At 68.4% G+C, this 14,366-nt stretch carries 12 protein-coding genes and 2 pseudogenes; 10 read left to right on the top strand and 4 right to left on the bottom strand.

Translation table 11 applies throughout. The features are described 5' to 3' along the window. The first annotated feature begins 47 nt into the window (after positions 1 to 47). Positions 48 to 896 carry an aldo/keto reductase gene (locus BTZ20_RS21205; protein ID WP_189636524.1) on the top strand — a complete coding sequence of 283 codons (849 nt, stop codon included), beginning with the start codon at positions 48 to 50 and terminating at the stop codon, positions 894 to 896. A 22-nt stretch (positions 897 to 918) separates the two neighbouring features. Here the strand turns inward: BTZ20_RS21205 and yidC are convergent, their stop codons facing one another. From yidC to BTZ20_RS21190, 3 genes are all read right to left on the bottom strand, one after another. Next, positions 919 to 1,851 (bottom strand): membrane protein insertase YidC, encoded by a 933-nt coding sequence (gene yidC / locus BTZ20_RS21200; RefSeq protein WP_083742778.1) that lies wholly within the window; start codon positions 1,849 to 1,851, stop codon positions 919 to 921. Between the two features lie 113 nt (positions 1,852 to 1,964). Further along, on the bottom strand, positions 1,965 to 2,213 hold the full coding sequence (locus BTZ20_RS28525; protein ID WP_083742982.1) for a DUF6412 domain-containing protein: 249 nt from the start codon (positions 2,211 to 2,213) through the stop codon (positions 1,965 to 1,967). Between the two features lie 157 nt (positions 2,214 to 2,370). Next, the gene (locus BTZ20_RS21190; RefSeq protein WP_077042712.1) at positions 2,371 to 2,736 is read right to left on the bottom strand and encodes a hypothetical protein; all 366 of its coding nucleotides are present in this window, start codon (positions 2,734 to 2,736) and stop codon (positions 2,371 to 2,373) included. 272 nt (positions 2,737 to 3,008) lie between these two features. Between BTZ20_RS21190 and BTZ20_RS21185 the strand changes: the two genes are divergently transcribed. The 3 genes from BTZ20_RS21185 to BTZ20_RS21175 all read left to right on the top strand — a co-directional run bounded on the left by BTZ20_RS21185 (position 3,009) and on the right by BTZ20_RS21175 (position 6,540). After that, positions 3,009 to 4,745 (top strand): hypothetical protein, encoded by a 1,737-nt coding sequence (locus tag BTZ20_RS21185; RefSeq protein WP_077042711.1) that lies wholly within the window; start codon positions 3,009 to 3,011, stop codon positions 4,743 to 4,745. 106 nt (positions 4,746 to 4,851) lie between these two features. Then, on the top strand, positions 4,852 to 5,487 hold the full coding sequence (locus BTZ20_RS21180; protein ID WP_077042710.1) for a relaxase domain-containing protein: 636 nt from the start codon (positions 4,852 to 4,854) through the stop codon (positions 5,485 to 5,487). Between the two features lie 150 nt (positions 5,488 to 5,637). Then, positions 5,638 to 6,540 carry a helix-turn-helix domain-containing protein gene (locus BTZ20_RS21175; RefSeq protein WP_189636523.1) on the top strand — a complete coding sequence of 301 codons (903 nt, stop codon included), beginning with the start codon at positions 5,638 to 5,640 and terminating at the stop codon, positions 6,538 to 6,540. Between the two features lie 18 nt (positions 6,541 to 6,558). Here BTZ20_RS21175 and BTZ20_RS21170 read toward each other — a convergent pair whose 3' ends face one another. Then, the gene (locus tag BTZ20_RS21170) at positions 6,559 to 7,641 is read right to left on the bottom strand and encodes an NAD(P)-binding domain-containing protein (protein ID WP_077042708.1); all 1,083 of its coding nucleotides are present in this window, start codon (positions 7,639 to 7,641) and stop codon (positions 6,559 to 6,561) included. A gap of 39 nt (positions 7,642 to 7,680) precedes the next feature. Between BTZ20_RS21170 and BTZ20_RS21165 the strand changes: the two genes are divergently transcribed. The 6 genes and pseudogenes from BTZ20_RS21165 to BTZ20_RS21140 all read left to right on the top strand — a co-directional run bounded on the left by BTZ20_RS21165 (position 7,681) and on the right by BTZ20_RS21140 (position 14,337). Further along, complete coding sequence (locus tag BTZ20_RS21165) at positions 7,681 to 8,412, top strand: enoyl-CoA hydratase (RefSeq protein WP_077043882.1); 732 nt, start codon at positions 7,681 to 7,683, stop codon at positions 8,410 to 8,412. Beyond that, positions 8,409 to 9,527, top strand: a complete 1,119-nt coding sequence (locus BTZ20_RS21160) for an MBL fold metallo-hydrolase (protein WP_077042707.1) — start codon at positions 8,409 to 8,411, stop codon at positions 9,525 to 9,527. The genes BTZ20_RS21165 and BTZ20_RS21160 overlap by 4 nt, the downstream gene beginning before the upstream one ends. A 73-nt stretch (positions 9,528 to 9,600) precedes the next feature. Further along, positions 9,601 to 12,062: pseudogene (locus BTZ20_RS21155) on the top strand (HAD-IC family P-type ATPase). Between the two features lie 87 nt (positions 12,063 to 12,149). Then, positions 12,150 to 12,338 carry an antitoxin gene (locus tag BTZ20_RS21150; protein WP_077042706.1) on the top strand — a complete coding sequence of 63 codons (189 nt, stop codon included), beginning with the start codon at positions 12,150 to 12,152 and terminating at the stop codon, positions 12,336 to 12,338. A gap of 22 nt (positions 12,339 to 12,360) precedes the next feature. Beyond that, the gene (locus BTZ20_RS21145) at positions 12,361 to 12,744 is read left to right on the top strand and encodes a thiol-disulfide oxidoreductase DCC family protein (RefSeq protein ID WP_077042705.1); all 384 of its coding nucleotides are present in this window, start codon (positions 12,361 to 12,363) and stop codon (positions 12,742 to 12,744) included. A 4-nt stretch (positions 12,745 to 12,748) separates the two neighbouring features. Further along, positions 12,749 to 14,337, top strand: a pseudogene (locus BTZ20_RS21140) (Na+/H+ antiporter). Positions 14,338 to 14,366 lie beyond the last annotated feature (29 nt).

Here is a 14,366-nt window from a genome sequence, read left to right as displayed (position 1 = left end):
TCAGTCGCGTGGGGAACAAGGCTCCGACGGCCGGAGTTGTCCGTTGCATGACCTCTGTGAGCCCTGTCCCGAACGTGACGTTGAACGACGGCAACACCATCCCGCAGCTCGGCTTCGGCGTGTGGCAGGTGCCCGACGACGAGAGCTATTCGGCCGTCACCAGCGCGTTGAGCATCGGTTACCGGAGCATCGACACCGCGGCCATCTACCGCAACGAGGTGGGCACCGGCCGGGCGATCGCGGACTCCGGGGTGGCGCGGGACGAGTTGTTCGTCACCACCAAGCTGTGGAACGGCGCGGGGGAGACCTGGACGGCGGACTCGGTTCGCCGCGAGTTCGACGCCTCCCTCGAGCGCCTCGGCCTCGACTACCTCGACCTGTACCTGATCCACTGGCCTCGCGCGGCGCGCGAGGACTACATCGCCATCTGGCGTGCCTTCGCCGAGCTGAAGGCGGAGGGACGGGTGCGCTCCATCGGGGTCTCCAACTTCCAGCCCGCGCAGCTGAGCCGCATCATCGACGAAACGTCCGTGATCCCCGCCGTCAACCAGATCGAGCTGCATCCCGACTTCGCGCAGCCGGGGCTGCGGGCGTTCCATGCCGAGCACGGCATCGTCACCGAGGCGTGGTCGCCCCTCGGCCAGGGCGGTGCGCTGCTCGACGATCCGGTGTTGGCCCGGATCGCCGAGAAGCATCAGCGCTCCACCGCGCAGGTGGTGCTGCGGTGGCACCTGCAGATCGGCAACGTCGTCATCCCGAAGTCCGTGACGCCGTACCGGATTCGGCAGAACATCGACGTCTTCGAATTCGAGCTCGACGCGGATGACCTCGTCGCGATCGCCGGCCTGGACTCCGGCAACCGGCTGGGACCGGATCCGGACGTGTTCGACATGTGAGTGCCTCCGAGGCGGCCCGGCGTCAGCGCCGGCGTTTGGGTCGCCTTGCGTGTGTCGGGCGAACGCCGGGGCGGGGTGCGGCCGATGCCTGCTCCGCGGTGATCTTTCGTTGCCGAGCGTCCTCCTCGGCGTCGATCCGGCGGAAAATGAGATGCTGCTGCCCGTAGGTCCAGAGGTTGTTGCTCACCCAATAGATCAGAATCGCGATGGGTAGGAATGGCCCGCCGACGAGGACGCCGAGCGGAAACACCCAGAGCATCAATCTGTTCATGATTGCGGCCTGCGGGTTCTCCCGAGCCGCCTGGCTCTGTCGCCGAATCGAGGCGCGGGCATTCGCATGGGTGGCGATGCCAGCGGCGACCATCAGCGGGATCGCTACTGCCGCGATACTCGCGACCGATGGGATCCCTCCGAACGGAGCGAACGCCTCGAGGGCTTCTCTCGGCTGGGTGATCCACGCCGAGATCGGGGCCCCGAACACGCGCGCCGAGAGGAACGACTGAACCTCGTCGACGCTGAAGAAATAGTTCGGAGTGCTCGCATTGGCCTCAGGCGACATACCGAGTTGCCCGAATCCGTCGCCGGTCCGATTGAACGACCGGAGGACGTGGAGAAGGCCGATGAAAACCGGTGCCTGCACCAGTATCGGCAGGCAGCCCATGAGTGGGTTGAACCCGTGTTCTTTCTGTAGCTTCTGGATTTCGAGGGCTTGCCGCTGGCGATCACCCTGATACTTCTTCTGCAGGGCCTTGATCTGCGGCTGCAATTCCTGCATCTGCCGCGCGGTGCGTATTTGTTTGACCGCGGGTACGTACAGGAATGCCCGCAGGGTGAAGACGAGAAACGTGACGGCAAGGACCCAGGTGAGTCCGCTGTCCGGGCCGAAGGCGAACCCGAAGATGGCGTGCCAGATCCATAGGATTCCCGATACCGGGTAGTAGATGAAATCGAGCATGAGTGAACACCTCCTGCGAGGCGCGCTCTACGAGTGCAGGCGGGAATTGCGACGCTTGACCGTCGATTGCTCAACGCTGCACGGGAGCGCGCAGGGATAAGTCAGGGAACGAGCTACGCGAGTGAGAGGTGAGTTCCTGGAGCCCGGGGCTGCGGCTTTCCCGGTGTATCGGGGCTGCTCTGGCGGCGGAATGAGCCACGCCGGCGTTGTTCATCGCGCGCGGGCCCTGTCGAGGGCGCGAAAAGAAGGCACAGCGGTTCGATCGCGCTGCGACCGGCAATCGCAAGGAGGGCGAGAACCGTCACTGTCGCGCCGATTGCCGTCGCGGGGCCGTTCGGGGCGACGGCCGGTGCGATCAGCATCGCAATGGTGGAAATGAGGAGCAGATGCCGGAGATGCAGCGATCGCATCGGCCCGACCCCATTCCACGTCACCCGCCCGACAATACCCGTCGGTCAGGAGGGCAGGAGTGGCGTGAGGCTCGCCCAGCGCAATTCCACGGCAACGGGTGCCGGACGGTCAGTAGTTCACTGTCAGGTTGTGTCGACCGGATTTGACCCAGTCGGTGACGACGGCCCGCTCCGCCTGCTTGGCTGTTCCCCCGCACCCGACGACGAGTCGGAATCGCTCGGCGTCATAGGCCGTGTACGAGTACTCGCGCACCGATCCGCGGGCGCCGACCGGGTCGTCGAGTTCCGCCCACCCGGATTCGCCCTTCTCGGCGACCACCCACACCGCCACCGGTGGCGAACTCCGCTGACCCTGTTTGCAGGTCACCGTCCCGAAGACGGTCCGCGGAGTCAGAGCCTGTGCGGCTGGTGCCGCGAGGGCGGCGGGCACAGCGATGAGTGCGGCGGCAGTGGCGGCAAGCTTGAGGAAACGCATTCGGGTCCTCTCGGTCGCACGGGACTCTCAGGAAACACCAGCACCGATTCTAGCCAGCGTCAGCACGAATGCGGGCTCAATGGACTCGAGCCACTAGGGTCGGTGCAACCATGCGCGCAGAGATGCTCGTCCCCGCGGACCCGGCGTCCGCCTCGGGGTCTGCCGCCGACGGGCGGCGGACCCGGGCGCCTCGCTGGTGGCGCTCGGGGTCTGCCGCCGACGGGCGGCGGACCCGGGCGCCTCGCTGGTGGCAACTGTCGGGCATCCGGGTCATGCAACTCGCGCTGGCACTGATCGCCCTGCAGCTGGTCGTGCGGGGTCTGGTCCTGAGTCGCGGCTACTTCTACTGGGACGACCTGATCCTGACCGGACGGTCCGGATCGATGTCGCTGCTGTCGTCGCAGTTCCTGTTCTACGACCACGATGGTCATTTCATGCCGGCGGCATTCCTCGTCGCCGGGATCGCAACGAGGGTGGCGCCGTACAACTGGCTGGTGGCGGCTCTGATGCTGCTCGTCCTCCAGACGCTGGCCTCGTTGGCCCTGCTGCGATTGCTCCGTCTGATCCTCGGTCGCCGCCCGGTCATCCTGATCCCGCTGGTGTTCTACCTCTTCTCGCCGCTGACCCTGCCCGCTTTCGCGTGGTGGGCCGCGGGTCTCAATGCGTTACCGCTGCAGATCGGCCTCGCCTGGGTGGCGGGGGACGCGATTCGGCTGTGCCGCACCGGTAATGCGCGCTATGCGATCTCCGGGTTCCTGGCATTCGCCGTATCGCTGCAGTTTTTCGAGAAGGCGGTGCTGGTGCCGCTGGTGGCCTTTGCCGCGGTCGCGCTGATCTACCGGGTGGACGGCCGGGTACGACCGATTCGGGCCGCCGCCGTCAGGGGGGCGCTCCTCTGGGCGCCCACGCTGCTCCTGGCAGTCGTGTGGTCGCTCATCTACCGCCTCACCGTCACCGTGGATTTCGCGGAATACGACGGCTCGTCGGCAGTCGAGATGGTCCGGCATGCGACGTCGAAAGGGCTGCTGCCGACGCTCTTCGGCGGGCCATGGACCTGGGACCGCTGGCCACCGAGTCCGCCGTGGGCGGACCCACCCGGGGTGCTCATCGCAGCGAGCGGGGTCCTCGCCGCCGCGGTTGTCGTCGCCACGATCGTCTGGAAGCGACGGGTCGCGTGGGTGTGGATCGCGGTGGGAGCCTATGTGTTCGCCTCGGTCGCGGCGATGGTCGTCACCCGATCGGGTGCGGAGACGACCTTCGAGCTCGGGCAGACGCTGCGCTACCTGACCGACAGCGCCGTCATCATCGCCATCGCGCTTGCCGTCATCCTGCGCGCCCCCGCCCGAACCGCAAGGGCGGGTTCCCGGCGCGGACCGGCGGTGGCGGTGGCGGTGATGTCCACGTTCGTCGCAGGCAGCCTGGTCTCGACCGCGACCTTTGCCGACAGCTGGCGGGACGACACGACACGCGACTACCTGGCCAACGCACGGTCGGCGCTCGCGGCGCATCCCGAGGTTCCGCTGCTGGAGCAGCCTGCGTCGATTTGGGTGCTGCTGCCCGTCGCCCATCCCCACAACCTGGTCAGTCATGTCCTCGGGCCGCTGCCGGATCGCCCGGAGTTCGCGGCGTCCACACCGGAGCTGCGCATGCTCGACGATGACGGCCGACTGGTCGACGCGCAGGTGACGTGGGTTCGGGCCATCGATCCGGGCCAGGAACCGGGCTGCGGGCACCGCGTCGGAACGGACGTCTCCGAGCTGTCGCTCGACGGACCGCTGGCCGGCTGGGAGTGGACCGTTCGGCTGAACTACCTGGCCTCGGCCGACGGCGAGATCACGGTGTCGCTCCAGCAGGGGGAGCCGGTGACGGTCCCGGTTGGGCGCGGAGCGAACAGTGTCTTCGTGCGCCTGACGGGTGGCGGCGGCCTGCTCAAGGTGCGCGCGGCCGAGCCGGACCTCACGCTGTGCGTGGGATCAGGACCCATTGGTGTGGTGGTGCCGAGTCCGTGACCGGACTGGGTGATCCGCGCATGGGGATTCGACGATTCGCGCATCAGGGTCACAATTGGGTATTCGGTCCGGTCTGAACGGTTGTCCGGATGTCATCATGCCCGCTATGACGTGGGTTATCGCACACGCGGATTCGGTTCCGCCGCTCCAGTGTCCCGACATCTCCCGGCTGCGTTGGGTCGGGTCCTCCACCGCTGGACCGGAGTTCGCGCATCCACCCGAGATGCGCGTCGCCGAGTGGCTGTTCGGGGAGGGTTGTGGTGTGCGGCGCGAGAGCGCATCGGTGTCGGCGCTCGAGGTGACCTTCACCCCGCCGCGATCGGTTCTGCGTGCGGCATTCGGGGGAAGGTTGCGGGACCGCCTGGACGCGGTGCTGTCGGCCCACGAGCATGCGGTCGAGGAGACGTTGGCGACCTGGGAGCGGCATGCGACGGCCGTCAGGTTCGACACCTGTGCGGGGGTCGAGTGGTGTCCCGCGGTGGGTCTGGCCGGGCTGTCGGACACCGAGATCTGCGCCGAGCGACAGCTGATCTGCACCCGTTTGCACGTGTCCACCGTTGCGCTGACCCTGGACGATGCCCAGTGGCGCACGCTCGTGGTCGAGCGGTTCCTGGACTGGCAGTCGCATGCCTGGTCCCAGTACCAGCGGCTGCTCACATTGGGCGTGCGGCGGTCGCTCGGTTGGGGATTCGAGTTCGCTCCGCTGACGCAGACGCGCCAGGTGGTCGCCGACGCGGGCTGACCGACTGACCACGGGTTCCGTTGCGTTGCGTTACAGTGCGTTCTGAAACTCATGTCGGGGGGCACGGGCGACACTGGGGGCGAATTGAACGCTGGCACGGCAACTCTGCAGACCGCGGGTCTGACGCAACGGTTTCTTGGCGGTCTCCACATGCGCGGGGCCGATGGGATCGACATGATCTCCGGGATCTGCCGATTCAGGGCCGAGCAACCGTCGCAGTTCCGGGCGACGATGGGATCCACGGACTTCGGGACGATCCGCGTGAATCGGATGAAATCGACCGCGGTCACGGCGGTCCGCACCCGCACCATGTTGGACGACGAGATGGGTGACTACGTCTCGGTGGCGACCATCCGGTCGGGCACCGTTGGCGTGGAACAGGATCGGTCCTCGGGTCGGGGCGCGGCCGGGGACATCACGTTCGTCGATTTCGGGCGTGAGTTCGAGCTCGATGTCGCGGCAGGCAGCGAGGTCGTCTTCGTCTATCTCCCTCGCCGGCTGCTCGCGGAGAGGTCGATCGACACTCGAAAGCTCACCGGCGCCGTCATTCCGGGATCGCCCGTCGGGAGCGCGCTGGCGGGAATGCTGGAGCCGCTCACCCGCCACCACCCAAACACCCTCGCGGAACAGTCGTTGATCGAGCACGCGATCGTGGATCTGGCGCTTGCCGTGATCCAGTCATCGGCCGACGAGGCGCCAACGCCGGAGGAGAGGGCCGTCGGCAACCGGGCCCGGGTGTACGACTTCATCGAGCGCAACTTCACGGACCCGACCCTCAACGTCGATCGCGTCGCCGCGGGGATCAACGTCAGCCCCCGGTACCTCCATAAACTCATGGAGGGCGACGGCATTTCGGTCTACGGCATGATCCGCAGGCGACGGGTCAGACATGGCATCGACCTGCTCTCGGATCCGGACGCCGCGCACCTGTCGGTCGGCCAGATCGCGAGCAGGAGCGGGTTCACCGGGTTGAGCCAGTTCGGTCGCGCCGTCAGGGACCTCGCCGGTGAGTCTCCGCGGCAGATCCGGCAACGGGCCGCGGCCTCGGTCTGACGGGCCGGGTGCGGTCCGCTACCGAGTGGTCGCGCCCAGATGCTCGATCAGCTCCGCCGCGGCCGCCCGTCCACCCCGGTTTGCGCCGATCGTGCTCGCGGACGGGCCGTACCCGAGCAGGTGGATCCGCGGGTCGGACGCAACCTGCGTGGCCAGCCGCCCGGTCATGGTGATCCCGCCGCCGGGCCCGCGCAGCCGGAGCGGGGCCAGATGGTCGAGCGAGCTGCGGAAGCCCGTACACCACAGGATCACCTCGGCGCGACGGTGTGTGCCGTCCGCCCAGCGCACCCCGTCCGCGGTGATCTCACTGAACATCGGCAGTCGCGCGAGGACGCCGCGGGCCCGGGCTGCCCGGATCGCCGGGGTGACCGGGAGCCCGGTCACCGACACCACCGAGCCGGGCGGCAGGCCGCGCCGCACCCGGTCCTCGACCACCGCGACTGCGGCCCTGCCCTCCTCCGCGGTGAACGGTTCGTCCCGGAACTGCGGGACGCTGCGGGTCACCCAGGTGGTGGAGGTGACCAGGGAGATCTCGTCGAGCAGCTGCACGGCGGAGATGCCGCCGCCCACGACGACCACGTGACGGCCCTCGAACTCGGCGGCGCTCCGGTAGTCCCTGGTGTGCAGCTGACGCCCCGAGAACAGCTCGGCGCCGGGGTAGCGCGGGATGAACGGACGCTCCCAGGTGCCGGTGGCGTTGATGATCCCGCGGGCGGTGACCGCGCCGGAGTCGGTCTCCAGGCTGAGCAGGCCGTCGCCCGCCTGATCACACACCACCCGGGTGTGCACCGGCCGGTGCACCGGCAGTTCGAAGCGGCGCTCGTACTCGGCGAAGTATCGCGGTACGGCCTCGGCGGCGTGTACCTCGGCGGTGTCGTCCAGAACATCGGTGAACGGCATGCCGGGCAGGTCGTGCACGCGATTGACGGTACTCAATGTCAGTGAGGGCCACCGGAACTGCCACGCACCTCCCGCGCCGGGGGAGTGGTCGAGGATCACGAATCCCGCACCGGGCTCGAGTCCGAACCGGCGCAGGTAGTAGCCCGCGGACAGGCCTGCCTGCCCGGCGCCGATGACCACGACGTCCGACCGTGTCTGCATGGTGGCAACCTCCCGGGTGTGAACGGTACGGTCATTCACATGATCGGGACCAGCCGCGACGGTGATGTGGTGACCATCGAGCTCCAGCGAGAGGAGCGGCGGAACGCTCTGAACACCGAGCAATGCGTGCTCCTGCGCGATGCCGTCGACGAGGCCGTTGCCCTTGGGGCGCGGGCGATCGTGCTGACCGGGCAGGGCTCCGCGTTCTGCGCGGGCGCCGACCTGTCCGGTGACGTGTACGCCGACGGTTTCACCGACACCCTGCTCGAGATGCTGCACACCATCGACGCGGCGCCGATCCCGGTGATCGCGGCGGTGAACGGCCCTGCGGTCGGTGCGGGCACCCAGTTGGCCCTGGCCTCGGACCTGCGGGTCGTCGCCCCCGACGCCCATTTCGCGATCCCCGCCGCCAAGTTCGGCATCTCCGTCGACACCTGGACCGTGAAGCGGTTGGTGTCCCTCGCGGGCGGCGGCCCGGCCCGCACCATGCTGCTCGGAGCCGAGTCGTTGACCGCCGAGGCGGCGCTGACCGCGGGCCTGGCGAACAAGATCGGCAACCTCGCGGCCGCGCAGGACTGGGCCAAGCGCATCGGGGCGCTGGCCCCGCTGTCGCTGCGACACCTCAAGATGGTGTTCAACGACGACGGCACCCAGGACGACCCGACTCCCGAACAGCTCAGCGCGCTGCAGGCGGCCTGGCGAAGCGAGGACATGGACGAGGCCCGCCAGGCTCGGTGGGAGAAGCGGCAGCCGGAGTTCAAGGGCCGATGAGACTCGGGATCAAGGGCGCCATCGCGGCCGCGGCCGGCCTGGCAGGGGTCGCGGCGCTCGTGCGCGTCGGCACGGACCTGTCCTCGGCGATGGGCGCCTCGACCACGGCGATCGTGCCGCACGCGAAGGGTTCCGCCCGGTATCGCGGCAAACGGTTCCACAACACCGAACCCAGCAGCCAGTTCGTGACCACCCGCTCGAGCATCGTGACCTCGTTGCTCACCCGCGGCCGGCTGGGACGTCCGCGCAACCCGATCCCGCTGGCCACCCCGCTCGCACCCGCGCAGCCCGCGGAACTCGCCGTCACCTGGTACGGCCACTCCAGCGCGCTGATCGAGATCGACGGGCACCGGGTGCTCACCGACCCCGTCTGGAGCCATCGGGTCTCGCCCTCCCGGCTTGTCGGCCCCGCCCGGCTGCATCCGACCCCGGTCGGGATCGAGGCGCTGCCACAGATCGATGCCGTCGTCGTCTCGCACGACCACTACGACCACCTCGACAAGGCCACCGTCATGGCCCTGGTGCGCACCCAGCGGGCCCCGTTCGTGGTGCCGAAGGGCATCGGGGCGCACCTGCGGCACTGGGGGGTGCCGGACGATCGGATCATCGAGCTCGACTGGGACGAGCAGGCGACGGTCGGTGCCATGACCCTCACCTGCACCGAGGCGCGGCACTTCTCCGGCCGCGGACTGGTGCGCAACCCGACGCTCTGGTCGTCCTGGGTGATCGCAGGACCGCAGCGAGCGGTGTTCTTCGGTGGTGACACTGGTTACACCCCGAGGTTCGCGGAGATCGGCAGGCGGCACGGCCCGTTCGACCTGACACTGCTCCCGGTCGGCGCCTACGACGAGCACTGGCCGGACATCCACATGAACCCGGAGGAGGCGGTCCGGATGCACGCCGACCTCAACCTGGGCGAGCCCGGATCCGGCGTGCTGGTGCCTGTGCACTGGGCGACCTTCAATCTGGCTTTCCATCCGTGGGCGGAGCCGGTGACCCGGCTGCTGGCGGCGGCGGGCGAGGTGGAAACGAAGGTGAGCGTGCCGATGCCGGGACAGCGGATCGACGTGCTGCGGCCGGCCTCGCAGCGGCAGTGGTGGCTGCGGCTCGCGTGATCGAGAGGCGGCGGGTGTCCCCGGGTCTGGCATAGCCTGGCGGCATGGCCCCGACGAGAATTCCGGCGACGGTGTGACGGTCGCGACACTGACGGCAGGCGAGGTCGACGTCTCGACCGGATTGACAGCGGCGCAGGTGTCGCGACGGGTCGTGGACGGGCAGACCAATGACGTGCCCGGGCGCGCGAGCCGGTCGGTCAAGGAGATCGTCCGCGCCAATGTGTTCACCCGGATCAACGCGATCCTCGGTGTGCTGCTGATCATCGTGCTGGCCACGGGCTCGGTGATCGACGGCATGTTCGGGCTGCTGATCATCGCGAACAGTGCGATCGGCATCATCCAGGAGGTCAGGGCCAAGCAGACCCTCGACAAGCTGGCGATCGTCAGCCAGGCCAAGCCCCAGGTGCGCCGCGACGGCGTAGCGGTGTCGGTGGCACCGAACGAGGTGGTTCTCGACGAGATCATCGAATTGGGCGCGGGCGACCAGATCGTGGTCGACGGCGCCGTTGTCGAGGGCGAGGTCCTCGAGGTCGACGAATCGCTGCTGACCGGCGAGGCCGACCCCGTCCACAAGCGGCCGGGCGAGCAGGTGCTCTCGGGCAGTTTCGTGGTGTCCGGCAGCGGCGCCTATCAGGCCACGAAGGTCGGCAAGGACGCCTACGCGGCGAAGCTGGCGGCGGAGGCGAGCAAGTTCACCCTGGTGCATTCCGAGCTGCGCAGCGGCGTCGACAGGATCCTCAAGTTCATCACGTACCTGATGATCCCGGCGGGCCTGCTGATCATCTACAACCAGTTGTTCGTCAGCGAGCAGGATCTGTCCGCGGCGCTCAACGGCATGGTCGCGGCGTTGGTCCCGATGGTGCCGGAGGGCCTGGTGCTGATGACCTCGCTGGCCTTCGCGGTTGGCGTGGTCCGGCTCGGGCGCAGGCAGTGCCTGGTGCAGGAACTGCCCGCGATCGAGGGGCTCGCCCGCGTCGACGTGGTGTGCGCGGACAAGACCGGCACGCTCACCGAGAACGGCATGCGGCTGTCGGAGTTGCGTTCCCTCGACGGGAACGAGGCCTCGGCCCGCGACGCGCTGGCGGCGATGGCGGGCAGCGACCCCCGTCCGAACGCGAGCATGCTGGCGATCGCGGAATCCTGTGACGGCGATCCCGGCTGGACCAGCACGGCCACAGCGCCGTTCACCTCCGCCAAGAAATGGAGCGGTATCTCCTACGGCGACAACGGGAACTGGGTGCTCGGCGCCCCCGACGTGTTGCTCGACCCGGAGACCGAGACCGCCCGTGAGGCCGAGGAGCTTGGCTCGAAGGGCCTGCGCGTGCTGATGCTCGGCAGCAGTGACATGTCGGTGGACGACTCCGCGGCACCGGGTCGGGTGACGCCTGCGGCGCTGGTGGTGCTCGAGCAGCGGGTGCGGCCCGACGCCCGGGAGACCCTCGAGTACTTCGCCGATCAGCATGTCGCGGTCAAGGTGATCTCCGGGGACAACGCGGTTTCCGTTGGCGCGGTCGCTGATTCACTCGGATTGCCTGGCGGTGACCGTCCGATCGACGCGAGGGAGCTGCCGAAAGATCGGGAGGCGCTGGCCGACACCCTGGACACGGCCACCACGTTCGGCCGGGTGCGGCCGGACCAGAAGCGCGAGATGGTCGGGGCGCTGCAGTCGCGCGGTCACACCGTGGCCATGACCGGTGACGGCGTCAACGACGTGCTTGCGCTCAAGGATGCCGACATCGGGGTGTCGATGGGCTCGGGTAGCCCCGCGACCAGGGCGGTCGCCCAGATCGTGCTGCTGGACAACAAGTTCGCCACCCTGCCGTACGTGGTGGGCGAGGGGCGCCGGGTGATCGGCAACATCGAGCGCGTCTCGAACCTGTTCCTCACCAAGACCGTGTACTCGGTGTTGCTGGCACTGCTCGTCGGGCTGTCGGGGTGCTCTCCGAGTTCTTCGACTTCGAGCCGATGCCGTACCCGTTCCTGCCGCGGCACGTCACGATCGCAGCCTGGTTCACGATCGGCATCCCGGCGTTCATCCTGTCGCTGGCGCCCAACAACGAGCGGGCGCGCAGCGGATTCGTCCCGCGGGTGATGCGGCTCGCGGTGCCGTCCGGCCTGGTCATCGGTGTCGCCACGTTTGTCGCCTATGCCCTGGTGTATGCGGGGCCGGAGGCCACCGAGACGCAGCGGGTGCAGGCCGGGACCACGGCCCTGATCACCCTGATCATGATCGCGCTCTGGGTGCTGGCCATCGTGGCGCGGCCGTACACGTGGTGGAAGGTGCCGCTGATCGCCGGGTCGGTGGCCGGATACCTCGTCCTGTTCGCGCTGCCCTTCACCCGTGAGTTCTTCAAGCTCGACCCGTCGAACGTGGCGGCCACGACCACGGCGCTCGTCTGCGGCGCGGTTGGCATCGTGCTGGTGGAGGCGGCGTGGTGGGTCTCCGGTGCGATCCACGGCGAGAAGCGGCGGCTGTTCGCAGCGCCGGATGTCGGCGGCGTGACCGGCTCGAATGGCCCGGATCCGGTGGCGTGACCACGGGATCTCTGTGAGACTGGGGTCGGAGCGGGGGAACGCCCCGGCGACCCAAGGTGCCTGGTCGGCACCGGAGGAGGAGACGCTATGAGCTTCATGGACACCCTCAAGGGCCTGTTCGGCAAGGGCAAGCAGGCGGCCGCCCAGCACTCCGACAAGATCGAGGACGCCGTCGACAAGGCGGGCGATTTCATCGACGACAAGACCGGCGGCAAGTACGCCCAGCACGTCGACAAGGCCCAGGACGCGGCCAAGAAGATCATCCCGAACGAATAGCCGATCCCGAACAGGAGCCGCAATGCCCGATCATTCCCCGTACACGGTGGAGCTGTTGTTCGATCGGGATTGCGGCTTCTGTGTACGTAGTGCAAAGTTCCTCGAGCGCATCGACCGCCGCGGTCGGGTCAGCGCGGTCGCGCTGCAGCAGCGGGGCGCGCCGGAGAGATTCGGAGTGGACACCGAGGCCGCGCTCGAGCAGGCATGGGCGGTGGACTCCCGAGGTGACCGATACGCGGGCGCCGGCGCCATCAACGCTGCGCTCTCGGGGGTGCTCGGTACCCGAATCCCCCTGTTCGTCTACAGGATCTGGGGTGTTCGCCAGCTCCAGGACCGCCTGTATCACTGGGTGGCGGCCAACAGGCATCGGCTGCCGGGTAAGGGTGGAAGCTGCGCGGTGAACTAGGCCGATGTCGGTCACCTGGCTCTTCCTCGTCGTGATCGTCGCGATGGCCGTGACGGGGTTTGCCAAGCGGTTCGATCTCCAGGTCCCCTGGTGCTCGTCGCCATCGGAGGCGCCGCCTCGTTCATCCCCGGACTTCCTCGCCTCGAGCTCTCGCCGGAGCTGATGCTCGGCGTCGTCCTGCCGCCACTGCTCTTCTCGGCGGCACTCGACTTCTCGTTCAGTACCTTTCGGCGCAATCTCGCGCCCATCCTGCGGCTCGGCATCGGAATGGTCGTCGTCACCACTTTCGCCGTCGGATGGTTTGCCAACTGGCTGGTGCCGGAGCTGACCCTGGGAGCCGCGCTCGTTCTCGGTGCCGTGGTGGCGCCGCCCGACGCCGTGGCCGCGGTCGCGGTGGGCCGGAAGTTGGGTCTGCCTCGCCGCATGATGGCGATCCTCAAGGGCGAATCCCTGGTCAACGATGCTGCGGCGCTGACCCTCTTCGCCCTTGCGACCGCGGCGGTCACCGGCAGAAAGATCGCGATCGGGTCGCCGGTGTTGTACTTCCTCTACGAGGTCGTGGGCGGAGTCCTTGTCGGGCTTGCTCTTTCGTTCGCGGTCCGGTTCGTTCGCGCGCGGATCGCAGACCCGCCGATGGAGACCGTGCTGGGGTTGTTGCTGCCGTTTGCCGCGTACTTCGCGGCAGAGGAGGTCCATTCCTCCGGGGTGCTCGCCGTCGTCACGGCGGGATTCGTCCTCGGGCGCGATGTCGGGGACGAGTCCGTCTCCACTCGTCTCCAGGAGAGCGCGGTGTGGCCGACGATCGACCTGGTCATGGAGACCTTCGTCTTCGCGTACATGGGATTGCAGTTGCGGTTCGTCATCGAGGACGTGCGCGACGAGGGGCTCCCCGTCCACCACATCTTCGCCTACGGGCTGGCGATCCTCGCCCTGGTGATCCTGATCCGCCCCGTGTGGATTTTCGCCACCCAGGCCAGGAGTGAGGGCTGGCGCCAGAACCTGGTGATCTCCTGGGCGGGGATGCGCGGCGTCGTCACCCTCGCCGCCGCGTCCGGTGTGCCGCTGACGACCCTGGCGGGCGATCCGTTCCCCGGACGAGGCGTCATCGTGGCGGTCGCCTTCACCGTGGCGGTGGGAACGCTGCTGATCCAGGGCCTGACTCTGCCGCTGCTGATCCGGCGGCTCGATGTGGCCGATCCGGATGAGGACCAGCGACAAGGCGAGCAGATGATGCTCGCGCGGCGGATCTCTCACGATGCGGCCGCGCAGTTCCTCGAGGAGGCGCTGCGGGATCCGCCTGCCGGGATGCCGACCGCGGAGCTGTCGGCGCTGGTGCAGCGGGTCCAGCGGGTGTCCGAGGCCAGGGCGAACGTGGATCGGGCCGAGGAGGTCAGCGAATACGAGGCCAAGGCACTGCGGGCGAGCGCGGTGTTCAACCGGCTGCGTCGTGGGGTTCTCCAGGACCAGCGGGCGGCGCTGATCGCGGCCAGGAACGCGGGCGAACTCGACGACGAGGTGCTGAGGTACGTGCTCGACGGGCTCGACATCGAAGAGGTCGCGGCCGAGTCGAGGGTGCGGCGGTCGCGGTGGTGAGCACCCGGGCGCAGCTCGGGCACAATCGG

Origin of the sequence: Rhodococcus sp. MTM3W5.2 (assembly GCF_001984015.1) — a bacterium.
Lineage (GTDB): Bacteria > Actinomycetota > Actinomycetes > Mycobacteriales > Mycobacteriaceae > Rhodococcus_G > Rhodococcus_G oryzae.
The sequence above is the reverse complement of the archived record's forward strand: the minus strand, read 5'-3'. Positions and strand labels throughout refer to the sequence as shown.

Bases quoted from the DNA above. Each gene is read 5' to 3' on its own strand.
- BTZ20_RS21160 (WP_077042707.1), top strand. From the start codon at position 8,409: ATGAGACTCGGGATCAAGGGCGCCATCGCGGCCGCGGCCGGCCTGGCA.
- BTZ20_RS21190 (WP_077042712.1), bottom strand. From the start codon at position 2,736: ATGCGTTTCCTCAAGCTTGCCGCCACTGCCGCCGCACTCATCGCTGTG.
- BTZ20_RS21175 (WP_189636523.1), top strand. From the start codon at position 5,638: ATGCGCGGGGCCGATGGGATCGACATGATCTCCGGGATCTGCCGATTC.
- BTZ20_RS28525 (WP_083742982.1), bottom strand. From the start codon at position 2,213: ATGCTGATCGCACCGGCCGTCGCCCCGAACGGCCCCGCGACGGCAATC.
- BTZ20_RS21180 (WP_077042710.1), top strand. From the start codon at position 4,852: ATGACGTGGGTTATCGCACACGCGGATTCGGTTCCGCCGCTCCAGTGT.
- BTZ20_RS21145 (WP_077042705.1), top strand. From the start codon at position 12,361: ATGCCCGATCATTCCCCGTACACGGTGGAGCTGTTGTTCGATCGGGAT.
- BTZ20_RS21165 (WP_077043882.1), top strand. From the start codon at position 7,681: ATGATCGGGACCAGCCGCGACGGTGATGTGGTGACCATCGAGCTCCAG.
- BTZ20_RS21170 (WP_077042708.1), bottom strand. From the start codon at position 7,641: ATGCAGACACGGTCGGACGTCGTGGTCATCGGCGCCGGGCAGGCAGGC.
- yidC (WP_083742778.1), bottom strand. From the start codon at position 1,851: ATGCTCGATTTCATCTACTACCCGGTATCGGGAATCCTATGGATCTGG.
- BTZ20_RS21150 (WP_077042706.1), top strand. From the start codon at position 12,150: ATGAGCTTCATGGACACCCTCAAGGGCCTGTTCGGCAAGGGCAAGCAG.
- BTZ20_RS21185 (WP_077042711.1), top strand. From the start codon at position 3,009: ATGCAACTCGCGCTGGCACTGATCGCCCTGCAGCTGGTCGTGCGGGGT.
- BTZ20_RS21205 (WP_189636524.1), top strand. From the start codon at position 48: ATGACCTCTGTGAGCCCTGTCCCGAACGTGACGTTGAACGACGGCAAC.